At 37.9% G+C, this 15816-nt stretch carries 13 protein-coding genes; 7 read left to right on the top strand and 6 right to left on the bottom strand.

What is annotated here, in order from left to right:
• Positions 1 to 35: 35 nt before the first annotated feature.
• Entirely contained in the window at positions 36 to 449 is a 414-nt protein-coding gene (locus I6F10_RS09160; protein WP_165743158.1) for a hypothetical protein, read from the bottom strand.
• A gap of 149 nt (positions 450 to 598) precedes the next feature.
• On the opposite strand from I6F10_RS09160, the gene I6F10_RS09165 reads away from it, so the two are divergent.
• Positions 599 to 1396 carry a hypothetical protein gene (locus I6F10_RS09165; protein WP_165743156.1) on the top strand — a complete coding sequence of 266 codons (798 nt, stop codon included), beginning with the start codon at positions 599 to 601 and terminating at the stop codon, positions 1394 to 1396.
• A gap of 6 nt (positions 1397 to 1402) precedes the next feature.
• On the opposite strand, the gene I6F10_RS09170 is transcribed toward I6F10_RS09165, so the two are convergent.
• Positions 1403 to 1870 (bottom strand): GFA family protein, encoded by a 468-nt coding sequence (locus I6F10_RS09170; protein WP_231619910.1) that lies wholly within the window; start codon positions 1868 to 1870, stop codon positions 1403 to 1405.
• 451 nt (positions 1871 to 2321) lie between these two features.
• Here I6F10_RS09170 and I6F10_RS09175 point away from each other — a divergent pair, with 451 nt between their 5' ends.
• Positions 2322 to 3158, top strand: a complete 837-nt coding sequence (locus tag I6F10_RS09175) for a hypothetical protein (RefSeq protein WP_165743154.1) — start codon at positions 2322 to 2324, stop codon at positions 3156 to 3158.
• 150 nt (positions 3159 to 3308) lie between these two features.
• Positions 3309 to 5156 carry an ABC transporter ATP-binding protein gene (locus I6F10_RS09180; RefSeq protein WP_165743152.1) on the top strand — a complete coding sequence of 616 codons (1848 nt, stop codon included), beginning with the start codon at positions 3309 to 3311 and terminating at the stop codon, positions 5154 to 5156.
• A 128-nt stretch (positions 5157 to 5284) separates the two neighbouring features.
• On the opposite strand, the gene I6F10_RS09185 is transcribed toward I6F10_RS09180, so the two are convergent.
• The 4 genes from I6F10_RS09185 to I6F10_RS09195 form a co-directional block, all read right to left on the bottom strand.
• The gene (locus I6F10_RS09185; protein ID WP_002963227.1) at positions 5285 to 5704 is read right to left on the bottom strand and encodes an MAPEG family protein; all 420 of its coding nucleotides are present in this window, start codon (positions 5702 to 5704) and stop codon (positions 5285 to 5287) included.
• A gap of 189 nt (positions 5705 to 5893) precedes the next feature.
• The gene (locus I6F10_RS20205; RefSeq protein ID WP_231619911.1) at positions 5894 to 7300 is read right to left on the bottom strand and encodes a tetratricopeptide repeat-containing diguanylate cyclase; all 1407 of its coding nucleotides are present in this window, start codon (positions 7298 to 7300) and stop codon (positions 5894 to 5896) included.
• A gap of 151 nt (positions 7301 to 7451) precedes the next feature.
• Positions 7452 to 8057, bottom strand: a complete 606-nt coding sequence (locus I6F10_RS20210; RefSeq protein WP_231619912.1) for a tetratricopeptide repeat protein — start codon at positions 8055 to 8057, stop codon at positions 7452 to 7454.
• Between the two features lie 389 nt (positions 8058 to 8446).
• Positions 8447 to 9550, bottom strand: coding sequence for an endonuclease/exonuclease/phosphatase family protein (locus tag I6F10_RS09195; protein ID WP_165743222.1), 1104 nt, complete (start codon positions 9548 to 9550; stop codon positions 8447 to 8449).
• 296 nt (positions 9551 to 9846) lie between these two features.
• Between I6F10_RS09195 and I6F10_RS09200 the strand changes: the two genes are divergently transcribed.
• From I6F10_RS09200 to I6F10_RS09215, 4 genes are all read left to right on the top strand, one after another.
• Positions 9847 to 12138 (top strand): peptidase U32 family protein, encoded by a 2292-nt coding sequence (locus I6F10_RS09200; protein ID WP_165743150.1) that lies wholly within the window; start codon positions 9847 to 9849, stop codon positions 12136 to 12138.
• A 13-nt stretch (positions 12139 to 12151) separates the two neighbouring features.
• Positions 12152 to 12811 carry a glutathione S-transferase gene (locus I6F10_RS09205; RefSeq protein ID WP_165743148.1) on the top strand — a complete coding sequence of 220 codons (660 nt, stop codon included), beginning with the start codon at positions 12152 to 12154 and terminating at the stop codon, positions 12809 to 12811.
• Positions 12812 to 12947: 136 nt separating this feature from the next.
• The gene (locus tag I6F10_RS09210) at positions 12948 to 14210 is read left to right on the top strand and encodes a valine--pyruvate transaminase (RefSeq protein ID WP_165743147.1); all 1263 of its coding nucleotides are present in this window, start codon (positions 12948 to 12950) and stop codon (positions 14208 to 14210) included.
• Positions 14211 to 14503: 293 nt separating this feature from the next.
• A complete protein-coding gene (locus I6F10_RS09215; RefSeq protein WP_165743146.1) occupies positions 14504 to 15703 on the top strand; it encodes an Nramp family divalent metal transporter in 1200 nt (399 codons plus the stop codon).
• Positions 15704 to 15816 lie beyond the last annotated feature (113 nt).

Raw genomic sequence — 15816 nt, forward strand, 5'->3', positions numbered from 1 at the left:
AATGGGTACTGGGCCAAAATTTATTATGCATACTTTTAATGAGTGGTTTTAATATCAAATTCTTTCAAAAAGGCCTCATGCCCTCCTAAGCTTGCAAGCACACCAGCAGAAAACATAAATATTAATACAAATGCTAAACAGCTCAAAAACTCCGAACTATTTTCAGGATTAATATAATAGTTAAGTAAAAAACCACTCAATACACCTATAAAAGCAATTTTGCTAAATAAAAAATAACTTGGGATCTCAAATGCCCAAACAGAGGTATTGTTTGCAAACTGCCTATATCCATACGTCATAAAAGCCAACAGACCAATAATACCAATTGCAAAAGTAGTCACTATGGTCAGTGCGCCCATATTTTTATAAATAAGCACATACCCTAATCGTAAAGAATAGATAAATACTGGAAACCATGCCAAAACAGCAGGCCCTAAAATTAATCCCATTTTCAATCCTTGAATAACTTCTAACTAATTAATAGCTAATACAATATTATATTTAGAGGTTAAATTACAAACCTTGTTACACAATAATCTATTTAAAAATGTGTTTTTCGTGGCACACTGTCATTGTGTATACATTAATAGTTTAAGTTATGCGTCAGCTAAAAGAAGATACAATTAAAAGTAACCTTATTGAGTCGCAGCAAAGTGCATACGGCCCTGTATGCGTGTATCAAAATAAAGAATACCGATGGTTAACGCTTGCACAAAAAACCAATGAAGACATAACAATTCAAGGCGTTATGAACCTTATACACCCTGAGCAAGTAATAGTACCTGTAAACCAGTGTATGATGTTATTTTTACTTAAACCGGTAGATACACTAAATATATTAAATTTAGGCTTGGGCACTGCAGGGTTTGAGCGAATTATGTATCACTTACAAAGTAATACGCCTTACATAAACACCATCAATACATTTAACACGGTAGAAATAAACCCAAGCATTGCCTTAATTGCTGCCCAGCACTTTAAGTTACCAATTAAGCACAGCAGCTATTTACAATGCGCCGAGCAATATATTACCCAATGCTCTGATCACTTTAACGTAATCACTATCGATATTTTTAGTGGTGAATATCATCAGCCTTTTTTAACCAGCGATAGCTTTTGGCAAAATATAAATCGCTGCAGTGAGCAAAATACGCAAGTAATCATTAATTTAAACCCACAAACAGGCCAAGAGCTGCAAATGCTTTTAGTACTTTTAAGGCAACATTTTAAGTGCTTAGGGATAATAGAGTTTAACGAATACAAAAATATAGTGATCATACTAAGCCAGCAAACATTAATGCATATAAACGTTGATGAAATACAAAACTCACCGGTGTTTATAAACTTTGCGCCAGACCTTTATAAAAGTATTAACAGCATTTACCACATTGAATAAAACGCGTTACCGACCAGGTTCATGTTTTTCATAGCACGGTAAGCTTGTTTCTAACTTCTCCCAGTTAGCTTTAGACGTAACAAAATTATGCGATAAAACCTGCTCAGTAATATCGCTATCAAATATTCCTAAACGAATTCGTATTCTGCTTTTGTCATCATTATTGCTACTATAAACCGGCGAGCCACAACATTTACAAAAGTAACGAGTACGCCCTACTTTAAAACTATACTCGCTAAGTAGTGCCTGCCCTTTGCTTATTGTAAAGTCATCTGTATTTACAAAGCCATTGGTTGCAAATGCAGTCCCGCTGTTTTTTCTGCACAGTGAACAATGACAATGGATAATAGTAGGGCGTGTTGTTCTTTGGTGGTTGAATTTGCAGCAGTGTGTTTGGTATTTAGGCAAGGCAGAGCCTATGATATGTGGTTGTTCCCCATACATAGGCGATAACGTAGCATAAAGACCAAACATGCGCTGCCCTTTGGGTTCTTGCTAGGGACGATTGACTCTTTGTTGCTCGGTTTTTACTTAGCCCACTAGGTTACAAACCTTGCGCCGCGATTAAATCGCCCCTAGATTGAACAAATTTCAATCCATAAAGATCAACACGCCCTAGTTATACTGCCCGACACTTCAACGTTTACTTCACCACACAAACACGAACCCGTATACATATAACATCCTAACTATTAAATTATTTTAAACTCAGCTGAAATTTGCTGAGTTGATTTAATGGATAAGTTTACTGGTTAATTTTCTGAATGGAATAATAATTTTTATATCTTCGCAGTTCCCACGCCATTACGTATTGCTTTAATGATTGACATAAAAACATTAAATTGGTTACATAACCTTTACTTTAAAGTTATAGCCAAAACAATAATTGGTTAACCAAAAAACCTAAACTTACTGAGAGCCAATTATGCATTGTAAACACATGTCACTTTTATGTTTGTTAAGCGCGTTAGCGTCGTGTTCAACCATTTCTAAAAACACGTCAAGCGATTGGCTACTTATTGATGACTTTGAAAATTCACTTAGCAAGTGGCAAAGTGTCGATACGCAAAATGAAACTAAGCCACAGGTTAAAAACCCACAAATAACAGTTATACAATCAGAACAAGCAAACTCATCAACAAATCATTATTTACTAAAAAAGCCTGCGGCTGAGAGCATTGTAGGAAATCGTAAAGCGCTTTCTTATACAAAACTTCCACAAGCGGTTGAAGTTGGCGACACCTACACATTTTATATGCGTATAAACGTGGCTGCTTTTCCTAATAACCATGCTTTTGGATTAAGCAACCTTACGCCAGAGCTAATTAATAAACATGCGTACGATGCGTTTGAGCCTACACTTCGCGTAACCGATAAAACAGAATCAAACGGGCTTGTAAACGATGGCGCATTAATGGTTAAAACCGACAGCGGGTATAGCAACATTCAAAACTACACTACCAAACAGTCAGCTAAACCTCTGCAAACAAATACCTGGTACGACGTATGGTATGTTGTTAATAACGCAGCAGTCTCAGAGCAAGGTCAGCAATATGATGTTTACGTAAAAGGCGGTGAATTTAGCAAGCAAACACTGGTGTATAAAAATGCACAATTTAGAATGAAGCGCGAACAACCTCTTATATATTTTTTAGCAAACTGTAATACAGGCCCAATTAAAAAGCCTTACGGAAATGGTGGCCTCAGATATGACGATTTATACATGAGCAAAGGTACAAACCTAAATAACCCAATGCTATAAAAGTAAGTGAAGTGTTTTTAGGTGTTCTTTTATACATAAGTTTATATTAATAACGCTCTAGCATATTCACAATTAATACCTTACAAACCTGCATTTAAAAATACTTAAATGGTATAATAGCGACCATTATTTGCCATTTAAGTTTTTAAAATGTATCGATTATTTGAAAAAATGACAAAAGCATTTCCTGAGGATCAACCTACTCAGCCGCCTTCGACTTTATTTGCCTTTTGTCGCCACTACACCAAAGGAATGGAACTGTCGTTGCTGCTTATGTCAATCAGTGCCGCCATGCTCGCTATTTTAGAGGTTTCTTTATTTAGCTATATGGGGCAGCTTGTTGATTGGTTAACAGCCTACACGCCCGAAACCTTGTTTGTAGAGCAAAAGTCAGAGCTTATTAAAATGGCTGTCATGCTGCTATTAGTATTGCCCGTAGTCGTATTTTTTCATTCTGCTATTTTGCACCAAGCATTGCTTGGCAATTACCCTATGTCGATTCGCTGGTTAGCGCATCGTTATTTACTGCGCCAAAGTGTTAGCTTTTATCAAAATGAATTTGCAGGAAGAATAGCCACCAAAGTACTGCAAACTTCTTTAGCTGTTCGCGAAACAGTGACCAAACTACTTGATGTATTAATGTATATAGTGGTTTATTTTGGCTCAATGGTATTTTTAGTTGCCGAAGCCGATTGGCGCTTAATGATCCCTTTATTAGTTTGGTTGGTTTTATACATTTGCGTGCAACTTTACTTTGTACCGCGCCTTAAAAAAATTGCCAGCTCACAAGCCGATGCGCGCTCAGAAATGACCGGCCGTATTGTTGATAGTTACACTAACATTTCAACTATTAAATTGTTTTCGTATACCCAGCGTGAAGAGCAATACGCAAAACAAAGCATGGATGTATTTTTACAGCCTGTGTACAAGCAAATGCGCTTAGTAACCAGCTTAAACTTTGTTATTCAAAGCTTAAATTACCTATTAGTATTTTCGGTTGCCGCTGTATCACTTTATTTATGGTCACTTAGTGCAATTAGCGCCGGCGCCATTGCAGTTGCTGTTAGCCTAGCGCTCAGATTAAACGGTATGGCGCAGTGGATCATGTGGGAAATAAGCAGCTTGTTCGAAAACATTGGCACCGTAGCCGATGGTATGAAAACACTTTCTAACCCTATTGAAGTTGCCGATAAACCAAATGCTGATACGCTTAACGTAAGCCAAGGTGCTATTGAGTTTAACAACGTACACTTTAACTACGGCAAAGCTGCAAACGAGACTAATCGAAGCCCAGTAATGAACGGTTTAAACTTAAACATTAAGCCTGGCGAAAAAATTGGTTTAGTCGGTCGCTCTGGCGCGGGTAAATCAACACTTGTTAACTTATTACTGCGTTTTTATGATACCGACTCTGGAACAATAAAAATTGATGGGCAAAACATCACGGACGTAAGCCAAGAAAGCCTACGCAGATATATAGCCATGGTAACGCAAGATACTTCCCTGCTTCATCGCTCAGTAAAAGACAATATTTTGTACGGTCGCCCCGATGCAACACAAGACGAGATGATCAACGCGACCAAACAAGCTAAGGCGCTTGAGTTTATAAACGACTTGGTCGACAGCAAAGGTAATAAAGGCTTTGATGCACAAGTGGGCGAACGCGGTGTTACGCTTTCGGGCGGTCAACGTCAACGTATTGCTATTGCACGTGTACTACTTAAAAATGCACCCATACTTATACTCGACGAAGCCACCAGCGCACTCGACTCAGAAGTAGAAGCCGCAATTCAGGCAAGCCTTGATGATTTAATGACTGGTAAAACAGTTATTGCCATAGCGCACAGGCTCTCAACCATTGCACAAATGGATAGATTAATTGTACTTGATGACGGCGGCGTAGTTGAGCAAGGCACTCATGAAGAATTAATCGCTAAGGGTGGAATATACGCAGCACTATGGACACACCAAACAGGCGGGTTTATAGGCGTCGATTAACCATTAATATTACCTTACGGTAGAGGTAGTTTTATTCTGCTTCTACTTTAAACAAAAAAGCGAAGATGCCTTAAAGGCTCTTCGCTTTTTTTATCGTTATAAATAAATTTTATAACTTTTTTTATAAATTAAGAGATTAGTCTTAACCCTATCATTATCAGCATAACCACATTAGCAAGTACGCCGATTAAAAAAAAGTAACTACGTGGGCTTGGGTTTTTCTCCGTTGCTATAGCGTAGTACAGCGCCATGTGAATTAAACGCGCAATTAAATACACCCAAATACACATTGCAAAAATCGGGCTTTGATAATTAATTACAAACGCAAATAACACCGTACCTATAAATAATGCGCTGTTTTCAAGCGTATTATGAAACGTACGATGCGCTCTAAATATAAAGCTGTCGTGCGATAAATCCTCGTCAATTTTACCTGGTACAGCATTTGGTTCTTTAGCTTTGCTAAACGTAGCCACAGCCCACTGTACAAGCAACATAATTAAATAGAGGTAAAATGCCAAATAGGCCGAAAGTGCAACTTCAGTCATTATTAAATCCTTTGTTTTGTTTTTAACTTAGTATTGATTGCAATTTTAAAGCCTAAGTTAATACACTGATATTCAAAGGGTTAATTTAATAAGCCTAATTACATATGTAAGTAACACACAGCATTGTATAAAATTTACTTGTTATAATTTTAAAAAATTACATCAAAACTAAACTGTATACTGCTGAGTTTACTCCGATCTAAAAAGTTTAAACTCTTCAAGTGAAGCATCCCATAACGCTACCTGATTACGCCCCAAGGACTTAGCCTCATAAAGAGCTAAATCAGCCTGTTCAATCAACTCAGAAGGTGTTCTTGCTTTAAATTTAATAGACGTAACCCCAAAGCTACACGTAACAGGAATATCATCAAATGTCGCTTTTTCAACTTTAATACGAATAGCCTCAGCTATACGTATTGCTTGCTCTTGAGTTGTGTTGGGCAAAATAATACAAAATTCTTCGCCACCAAAACGGGCCACGCTATCACTTTTACGTATATTAGCTTGTAAAAGTTCGGCTACGCCACAAAGTACTGTGTCGCCAACGCTATGCCCATAGGTGTCGTTAACGCTTTTAAAATGATCAATATCGACCATTAAAATACAGTACTCTTCAATCTGAGGTAAATCCAAAAAGTCGCGATTCATAACCTCAAATAAAATACGACGGTTATAACAATTGGTTAAAGGGTCTCTTGCTGCCAAATAGTCTAACTCTTCATTACGTTTTTTAGAGGCAATAAAACTTCTATAAACCAGTAATACAATAGCTAAACAAGCGGCTAATAAAAATGCGAGCGCAATACTGGCGTATTTATTCTTTGAAAGCTCTAGCTCTGATATAACTCTAGCTTGGGCGGCGATTTCAATTTGATTATTTTTCTTTTCAAGCTCAAGCTGATGGCGTTTTTCTTTTTCTCTTAACGTCTCAAGCTCTATTTCCATTTTGTACGAATGCAAATGTGCTTTTTCAAGCGCCAACTTATCTTCACTTCTTTCATTTTGAATAATATCGGTTAGGGCTATTTCTTCTTCTGCATAACGAAGTGACTCTTCTATACGACCACGCAATTTTTCTGCTATTCGAATTTCACGATAGGCATATAGCATATGTAACTTATCATCTATTTCGGTTGATAAAGCGAGTGACCTTTTTAGTAAAGAAATCGCCTCATTTGTATCAATACCAATTAAAATGCCCGCAAGCGCAGTAAGCGACTTTATCTCATAAAGTTTACCACCTGCTTCTCTGGCGAACGACAACGACTCTTTGTAATACTCTATAGCCTTGTTTTTATTCCCTTGGGCACGATAAATATTAGCAATAATACGCGCCGTTATAGAAATGTAGGATGTAAGATTTTTGGTTTTATAAGTTACGTAAGCTTTCTGAGCAAATCTCATCGCTGATTCTAAGTCGCCAGACTCATAGTTAATAACAGCCATTTCTCTTAAAGCTGAAGCGAGCGTTTTTTCCTCGACCATACCTTTTGGCAAATCGATAGTTATTTGATAGAAAAATTCGGCCTGATCAAACTGTCTTAATCGTGTATATACCAGTCCCATTTGATTTGATGTTTTAGCAATCCCAAGCATGTTATTTACTTTTTTATAATATAAATATGCCTCATTTATATGTTCAAGTGATTTTTCATAAAGATTAATATGACGATAAATAATACCCGCCCCTAGTAATGCCTTAGCAAAGCCAACAGGGTCGTCAATGTCTTTATGTCTTTATGTATTTCTAATGCGCGAGTGGAGTAAGAGCTAAAACTAAGTTATCTAAATAACGGTGTGCTTCTGCTAGTGTATTTAAAGTACGCGCCATTAGCTTTAAATCACCTAAATTAGAATATACCTCTAAAGCTTTTGTATAAAAGTGAGCCGTTTGCTCTCTATTTTTGAGGCGTTTGTACGACTGAGCTAATTTTTTATACGTTTCATCTAACTGTCTTTGTATTAATTCGTCTTCATCAACAAGGTATTTTAAAGCAGATGTGTATTGCGCGTTCGCGTTATTGTACTTTTTTTGTTCATAAAACGAATCCCCCTTAGTAAGGAGCACCTGCGCTATAAAAAAGTCATCGCCATACACAAGGGTTGTTGGTAATAAAGTTTCAATGCGGGTAGTAAGTTCGTCATAACGTTTTTCTTCTAATAATATATTTATATAATTAATAGACGCCTTTATTTGGTTTCGTGAATCATTTAATTTGCTGTAGTAAACAGAGGATTGTAAAAAGTGCTCGAGCGATTCATTAATATTGTTATTTTTTTTATTCGCCCTACCTAGCAAGTTATGTAGCTTTGCGCTGAGTAACGTGTCATCAGCACTTTGCGCTTGTGACAACAACGCCTTACTTAGTTCAATACTTGTTATAACGTCAGTATCTATAAGTAATTCAGCTCTTTTTAGCAGCCCTGCATTAGATTCATTAGTTAAATTGTATGAGGTGGTTTCTTGTGCGTAAGCGCTGTTTAAGCTAACAAAGCTTTCACTAAAAATGTAAAATTATAAATTCGCTTTACAATGAAACTATGTATTTGCGAAGGTAAATCCATATTTCGCTTATGATTCAAGTAGGTATAAAATTCCATATTTACCATTTTAGTAATTTATTATTAATACAATTCAAAAGGCTGATGATAAAATATACAAACCGGCGCAATACATCAAGTATTGCTGCTATATGAATACTTTTAATTTATAATTTTAGCATAATTATGCATAGAGCAAGCCTAGCTTCTTAGTTTTAGTGTAACTAACACAATACCATGATCGGTACTTAAATCATCGCGCTCAAATTCGGGATTAATTAAGTGACGATCATAAGTATTATACTCAATCACCTCAAAAAAACTGCCAAGGTAGCTGGCATCAAACTCACAAGATAATAAAATATAATCAAGCACGGAGCTGCTCGCGCCATAATAATGTGTTGGTGCTCTTAAAGGCATAAGCTTAGTTGCATTAACATTTTTTGCTTCGTTTTCATCAGCTAAATCAAAAATGCTATTGCTTTCACTATCGCTTATTTCATCGCTAGTCATTGCCTCACAATTAGACAGTTCATCTTCGCTTAGCTGCGACTTAACAAACAAATCCCATGAATCATTTAAACAATATTTAGCGAGGTAGGTTTTAGCATCAAATGCAGGCGCAAAGCGTAGCGTACTTGTCAGTAAATGGCTTAATACGCCATCCGCTAGTTCATTATTAAAGTCCCCCATTAATAGCATGGGTTGTTGCATAGCTTCGCGACGAGCAATCATTTGTATCATTAGTAATGTAGCTTCACTGCCACGCTGAATAGTTGAGCCCCACCCACCCGCTACATTCGCTTTTAAAATTTCAATTATGTTTTGCTCGGGTGTAAGCTCTTTATTATGCTCATCGACATTAATCATTGGGCGCTTAGATTTAAAATGCACCACGTAACAATCAGTATTGCCTATATGCGGCAGCGTTATAGTTGCTCTTAGTACTTTGCGACTAAAAGTAAACTCACTATTAAGGCCAAGCGCAATTGCAAGCTCACTATCGTGCTCAACCGCTGCTACTTCAACTATGGGGTATTTAGAGGCGATTGCCACTACGGGGCGTTTATAAATAAAGTCATCAATCACCTCTGGCGTATCAACTACAGCAAAGTAATTATAACCTTGCTCGCCTACTAGCTCTTTTAATGAGTCAATGCTAAACACTTCCTGAAAACCAATCACATCAGGGGCATGTTCTGTTAAGTAATCAACAACCCAACGCTGCTTTTTAGCCCACTGCTGCGCAGTATAAATTTTCTCAAACTCATAGTATGCATTGGGCGGCTTAAGATAGTTAAACAGATTAAATGTGGCTATTTTTAGTTGGGTGTTAATAATTCCAGATTCATCACTGTTTAAACCTGTATCTAACTGTTTAAGATCTTGATTGCTGATGGGGTTCGCCTAAGTAAAGTTGAAAGTGTTGCTGGCTTATAAACTATCATTTTATTACATGTTTACGTAATAAATCAGCCAGCTTAATTGTAATTTTATACACTCTTTTATTTTAGTCTTTATTATATCCCTCAATAAATAGCATTAACGTGCTTAACCATATAAAATTCGCGGCAATTAAATATGAGCGAAGCGACATTGTAATGAGTAGAAAGATTGAACTATTAGCCCCAGGCGGTGATGTTAACGCGGTAAAAGCAGCCATTGTAGCCGGTGCTAATGCGGTTTATTGTGGATTAGATACCTTTAATGCACGTAACCGAGCGTCTAATCTTTCGTTTGATGAGCTTAACGGCGCACTTCGCCTAGCCCATGAATACGGCTGTGAGATTTTTTTAACGCTAAATGTAGTTATATTAGAGCACGAAATGGGTGCGCTATTTAAGCTATTAAATCAGCTAGTAAATACCACGCTCGACGGCATTATTGTGCAAGACCTAGGGTTATTCAATATAGTTAAAAAGCACTTTCCTACTTTGCATATTCACGCATCAACGCAGTTAACTACGCATAACGAATCACAAGTTGAGTTTTTAGCCCGCATTGGCGCTACACGTGTAAATTTATCGCGCGAGCTTAACTTAACTGAAATCAAAATACTGACTGACGTAGCGCATAAATGCGACGTATTAACCGAAGTGTTTGTGCACGGCGCCTTATGTATTGCGTTTTCAGGGCAATGCTATTCAAGCTCAGTAAGTGTGGGTAACTCGGGCAATCGTGGTCGCTGCTCGCAAGCGTGTCGTGATGAATACGAGCCAACGGCGATGGGTAACAAACACCCATTAAACTTAAAAGATAATTCAGCTTATTTTGACCTACCAGAGCTGGTAGCCGCAGGTGTTGACTCGTTAAAAGTAGAAGGTCGTATTAAAGGCGCTAACTACGTACATACGGTTATTGATAGCTGGCGTAAACAGATAGACACGTTTGTGCAAACCGGTAATTTAATTGAAGACGATTCAAGCTTATACAAAGTATTTAACCGTAATTTTACTAATAAGTTTTTGCAAGGTGACATGACAAAAAACATGTTTACCGACAACCCGCGCGACCATAGCTTTGATCACGCTAACGAAAAGAATAACGCAATTTCGGTTGTGCAAATTTACGATGCACAGCAAGAGCTCGCCGCAGAAAAAAATGATATTGATACGTTAGTTAAAAAGAAGATTGAGTTTTTAGATATTTCAAAACGAGAACTACGCTTTGAGTTTGGCGGTCAATTAAACCAGCCATTTACAGTAACACTGACAATAAACGATAAACACGACAACACCCTAGCAGAGCAAAGCGCCCTTCAACCTCTACGCTTTGAAGTTCAATCGCAAATGCCTATGCAAACCGCTGATAAATCAGTTGTTGATATTGCAGCTATTGATAAACGCTTTAAAACCTTTAGTAATGCCAATTTTGAAATTAAAAATATGGATTACTCAAACTTAGGCAACAACTTAAGCATTCCGTTTAAAGAGCTTGCCCGTATTAAAAAGCAAGTCGCGTTTTTATTAAACGAAGGTAAAGACGTACTCGCCCCTGTTGAACTGCCAAAACTAGTAAACCACCCTAAAGCCGATAACAAAACAACACTCTCTATTTTAATATCGGACATAAAAGACGTTCACCTATGTGATTTAACAGGTGGCGATGTTTACTTTAAATTACCAGAGAGCTTTAGAACCGATAACGATAAATACATTAATGTATTTTTAGAGCACCCACAGTTAATTCCGTGGTTTCCAGCCGTGTTAATTGGTAAAGATTTTGAAGAAGCGGTACGTTTGCTCGAGGTTGTAAAACCTAAGCTTATTATTAGTAACAACACAGGCGTTGCATTTAAAGCAGTACAAATGGGTATTGACTGGATTGCAGGCCCGTTGTTAAACACCACAAACTCTTATGCGTTACTAACACTACAAGAAGATTTAAACGCAAAAGGCGCGTTTATTTCAAACGAAATAAACAAACCACAAATGCGTAATATTAAACGCCCTAACAACTTTAAAATGATGTACAGCATTTATCATCCAATACTAATGATGACCAGCCGACAGTGTTTTTTCCAGCAAACAGTAGGATGTAAAAAACCACGCATTGACGCAAGCTGTATGCTGAGCTGTAAAAAAGAAACCACCGTTACCAATGTCAAAGGCATTAGCTTTGCTATTGATAAACAAAAAGGCGGCTACCCAAGTATTTATAACCATGAGCAATTTTTAAACATGGATATTGTGAGTGACTTTGCCGACAAATTTGACGAGTTCATGATTGATTTAACCGACATTGGCTCAGGCGATAAAGAAAAACTAGATAAAGCCGTGTTACTCGCCCATTTCCAAGATTTAATTAGCGGGCAAACACAAGCAGCTGATCAATTAAATCACATGGTAAAAGTAAAAACACGTCAGCAATATGTTGAAGGCTTAAACAGCTAAGGTAAGTAATAAAATGACATTGCCATTATTATATTCATTACAACACTGCCCATATGCAATGCGAGCACGAATGGGTATTTTAATGGCAGAGCAACAAGTGCTTCTACGTGCTATAAAAACTAAAAATAAGCCGCCGCATCTTTTGCAAATATCGCCAAAAGGCACGGTGCCAGTTTTATTGTTGCCGAATAATCAAGTTATAGATGAAAGCCTAGATATTATGCTGTGGGCTTTAAAGCAAAACGATTCGCATAATTTACTGCATACTCAAGACCCATTAGCACTTGAGCGCATGCTTGAATTAATTAAGCTAAACGACACACAATTTAAGCCTGTGCTCGAAAAGTATAAGTTTTATGCTCGCACAAAAGACATGGCACAAATTTATTATCAAAAAGCCTGCGAAGAGTTTATTAAGCAATTTGAAGCAAAACTAACCACGCATAAATACTTAATGGGCGATGAAAAAAGCCTAGCCGACTATGCTCTGCTGCCATTTATTAGACAGTTTGCCCGCGTAGATAAACACTGGTACTTACAAAGTGAATACACGCATTTACGCGCATGGTTAAACGAGTTTTTACACGCCCCTATGTTTACCAAAGTTATGGCCAAATTTGATTTGTATATGGACTGCGGCAAAGAGTTTTTATACGGCGTTAAAAAACCTTAACTTAGCCTTTGTTTTATAAGAAGTTACATTACTATAGCTAGCTGCAAACCTCAGCATTGAATTATTCTCATCATCGAATTTAAACCATTTATTTACGCTATACTGCCCTCCCCATTACTAACAAACGCTATGCATTATGAACTACTCAAACTTTGGCACTAAATTTACACAACCCAACGGCATTACCCAATTAATGGAAGACTTAGGCGGGGCTAAAAACAGTAACAATCCTAATATTGTTATGCTGGGTGGCGGTAATCCCGCATTAGTACCACAAGTAAATGAGGTTTTTTTAAGTGAATTACAAAAACTCGTTGCCAGTAACAAGGTATCGCAAGTATTTGGGCTCTACGATGGCCCAACCGGTAACGACGAGTTTAGAGCAGCATTAGCTGGCCAGCTAAGTAAAGAGTACGCATGGGATATTAGTGCCGATAATGTAGCACTTGGCAATGGCAGCCAAGCTAACTTTTTTGTGTTGTTTAATATGTTGGCAGGCGAAATGCCGGATGGCAGCCATAAAAAGATTTTATTTCCCCTTGCGCCAGAGTACATAGGTTATGCCGATCAAGGTTTATCGGCTGATATGTTTGTTGCCATAAAGCCTGATATCGAAATTTTGAATACAGGCAGCACATCAAAACAGTTTAAATACGTCATTGATTTTAAAGCAGTTGAAAAAACACTAGCAAACGACAGCAGCATAAGCGCGCTGTGCGTATCACGCCCTACTAACCCAACAGGTAATGTAATTACTGATGATGAAGTAAAACACCTTGATTTGCTCGCTAAGCAATATGGTATTCCACTCATTATTGATAACGCATATGGCGACCCGTTTCCAGGTTGTATTTACACCGATGCAAACCTAACGTGGAACTCAAACATTATTTTATGTATGTCACTTTCAAAACTGGGCCTACCGGGTTTACGCAGCGGTATTGTGGTTGCCAATAATGAGATTATTAAAGCAATTGGCCGCGTAAACGGCAGCATGGTGTTATCGCCAAATAGTATTGGTCCAAGCTTAGTGACACGCTTAATTAACGACAACGAACTACTGCCACTGTGCCGCAACGTGGTACTGCCTTTTTATCGTAATAAAGCACAAATCGCGATTGAATTATTTGATGAAGTATTTGCCGAACTACCTGTTTATTTGCACAAAGTTGAAGGTGCATTTTTTATGTGGCTGTGGTTTAAAGATGCAAAAATAACAAGCGAGGTATTGTATCAACAACTCAAAGAACAAGACGTGTATGTGATCCCAGGTCACAACTTTTTTATCGGCATTGACGATGATTGGGCGCACAAGCACGAGTGTATTCGTATTAACTATGCTACCGATGCAGATACCCTAAAAAAAGGCTTAGAAGCGATTAAAAACCTAATAAAGTAAATATACTGATGCCGATATTAATATCGGCATCAGTCATTTAACTCGCTTATATATACGTTTAAAATTCATGCAAACGCACTGTATCCCCTTTAAATTTATATACAAGTTGGTATCCTACGCGCCCTTTTTTAACATATGCTTATAAAAAAGAAATCGTCAAGGAGCGAATACTGCTGCAAGGCACTTAGTTTAAGTGGCAGCAATAACACAACAGGCATCGCGTATAATTATTGATTTTAAACGTAAGATGTAACTTTAAATAGCAACATGCATTAGCACTATTAAGGTCAATTATGCGATTAGGACCAGGACTACTCGTCACTGCAGCCTTCATTGGGCCAGGAACAATTACTACCGCCAGCGTGGCAGGTGCAAACTTTGGTTTTGCACTTATATGGACATTACTGTTTTCAGTTGTTGCCACTATATTATTACAATCTATGGCGGCGCGCCTTGGCGTTGCCACCGGGCAAGATTTAGCTCAAGCGCTCAGAGCACATATTCAAACGCCTTTATTTAAATCTTTAGCTATATTTTTAGTCATCAGCGCCATTGGTGTGGGCAGTGCAGCTTATGAAGCGGGTAACTTAAGTGGCGCTAGCATGGGATTAATTGAAATATTCCCTCAAGTTAGCTCCCAACTATGGACACCACTTATTGCTTTTTTTAGTGCAGCTTTACTGTATAGCAGCAAACATAAAGTGGTTGAAAACGCGCTAATTTTACTCGTTATTTTAATGAGCTTAGTGTTTATCTCAACACTTGTAATGGCAGCGCCTTCACTGGGTGATGTATTTGCTGGCTTTATTCCTAGTATGCCTGAAGGCTCTATTACAACCATACTAGCTTTAGTTGGTACTACCATTGTGCCGTATAACTTATTTTTGCACTCCGGCGTACTCGCTGCTAGACACGACAGTAACAGCGACATGCAAAAAGTGATTAAACAAACAAATGTTGATACAGGCCTATCAATCACTTTAGGCGGTGTGATCACTTTAGCTATTTTATCTACAGCTTCAGTTGCATTTTATGGCACCGATGCGGGGAAAATTAGTGCGGCTAACATGGCTGTGCAGCTAGAGCCATTGCTTGGCGACGCCGCTCATTACTTTTTTGCTATTGGTTTATTTGCTGCAGGTTTAACAAGTGCTATTACAGCGCCGCTTGCCGGTGCTTACGCCGTGTGTGGCATGTTAGGATGGTCTAACGATATGAGTAACACGCGCTTTAAAGGCGTCGCTATTGTTATTTTATTGTTTGGTGCTGCTGTGGCGTCACTCGGTTTAGACCCTGTCGCGGTAATTATATTCGCGCAAGCGGCTAACGGGTTATTACTCCCTATTGTTAGCACCTACCTTGTATGGCTGGTTAATCAAAAAGGGGTTATGGGAAACTACACTAACTCTTTGATGTTAAACCTGGTAACCCTACCCGTTTTAATCCTAATTTTTGGGCTAAGTAGCTACAAACTAATTAGTTTAATTTTGTAACTATTCAGCCTCATCTGAAATGAATATATCAGGCAGCTGATTTTTGAATAATAACTCAAGGGCTAGGCTTGCAGATACATATTGTTTTCTGCAAGTCGATAAATAGCTTCTCA

This window comes from Pseudoalteromonas sp. SWYJZ98 (assembly GCF_015864495.1).
GTDB lineage: Bacteria > Pseudomonadota > Gammaproteobacteria > Enterobacterales > Alteromonadaceae > Pseudoalteromonas > Pseudoalteromonas distincta.

Coding starts and splice junctions, on each gene's coding strand:
- I6F10_RS09160 (WP_165743158.1), bottom strand. CDS start 449: ATGGGATTAATTTTAGGGCCTGCTGTTTTGGCATGGTTTCCAGTATTT.
- I6F10_RS09165 (WP_165743156.1), top strand. CDS start 599: ATGCGTCAGCTAAAAGAAGATACAATTAAAAGTAACCTTATTGAGTCG.
- I6F10_RS09170 (WP_231619910.1), bottom strand. CDS start 1,870: ATGTTTGGTCTTTATGCTACGTTATCGCCTATGTATGGGGAACAACCA.
- I6F10_RS09175 (WP_165743154.1), top strand. CDS start 2,322: ATGCATTGTAAACACATGTCACTTTTATGTTTGTTAAGCGCGTTAGCG.
- I6F10_RS09180 (WP_165743152.1), top strand. CDS start 3,309: ATGTATCGATTATTTGAAAAAATGACAAAAGCATTTCCTGAGGATCAA.
- I6F10_RS09185 (WP_002963227.1), bottom strand. CDS start 5,704: ATGACTGAAGTTGCACTTTCGGCCTATTTGGCATTTTACCTCTATTTA.
- I6F10_RS20205 (WP_231619911.1), bottom strand. CDS start 7,300: ATGCTTGGGATTGCTAAAACATCAAATCAAATGGGACTGGTATATACA.
- I6F10_RS09200 (WP_165743150.1), top strand. CDS start 9,847: ATGAGTAGAAAGATTGAACTATTAGCCCCAGGCGGTGATGTTAACGCG.
- I6F10_RS09205 (WP_165743148.1), top strand. CDS start 12,152: ATGACATTGCCATTATTATATTCATTACAACACTGCCCATATGCAATG.
- I6F10_RS09210 (WP_165743147.1), top strand. CDS start 12,948: ATGAACTACTCAAACTTTGGCACTAAATTTACACAACCCAACGGCATT.
- I6F10_RS09215 (WP_165743146.1), top strand. CDS start 14,504: ATGCGATTAGGACCAGGACTACTCGTCACTGCAGCCTTCATTGGGCCA.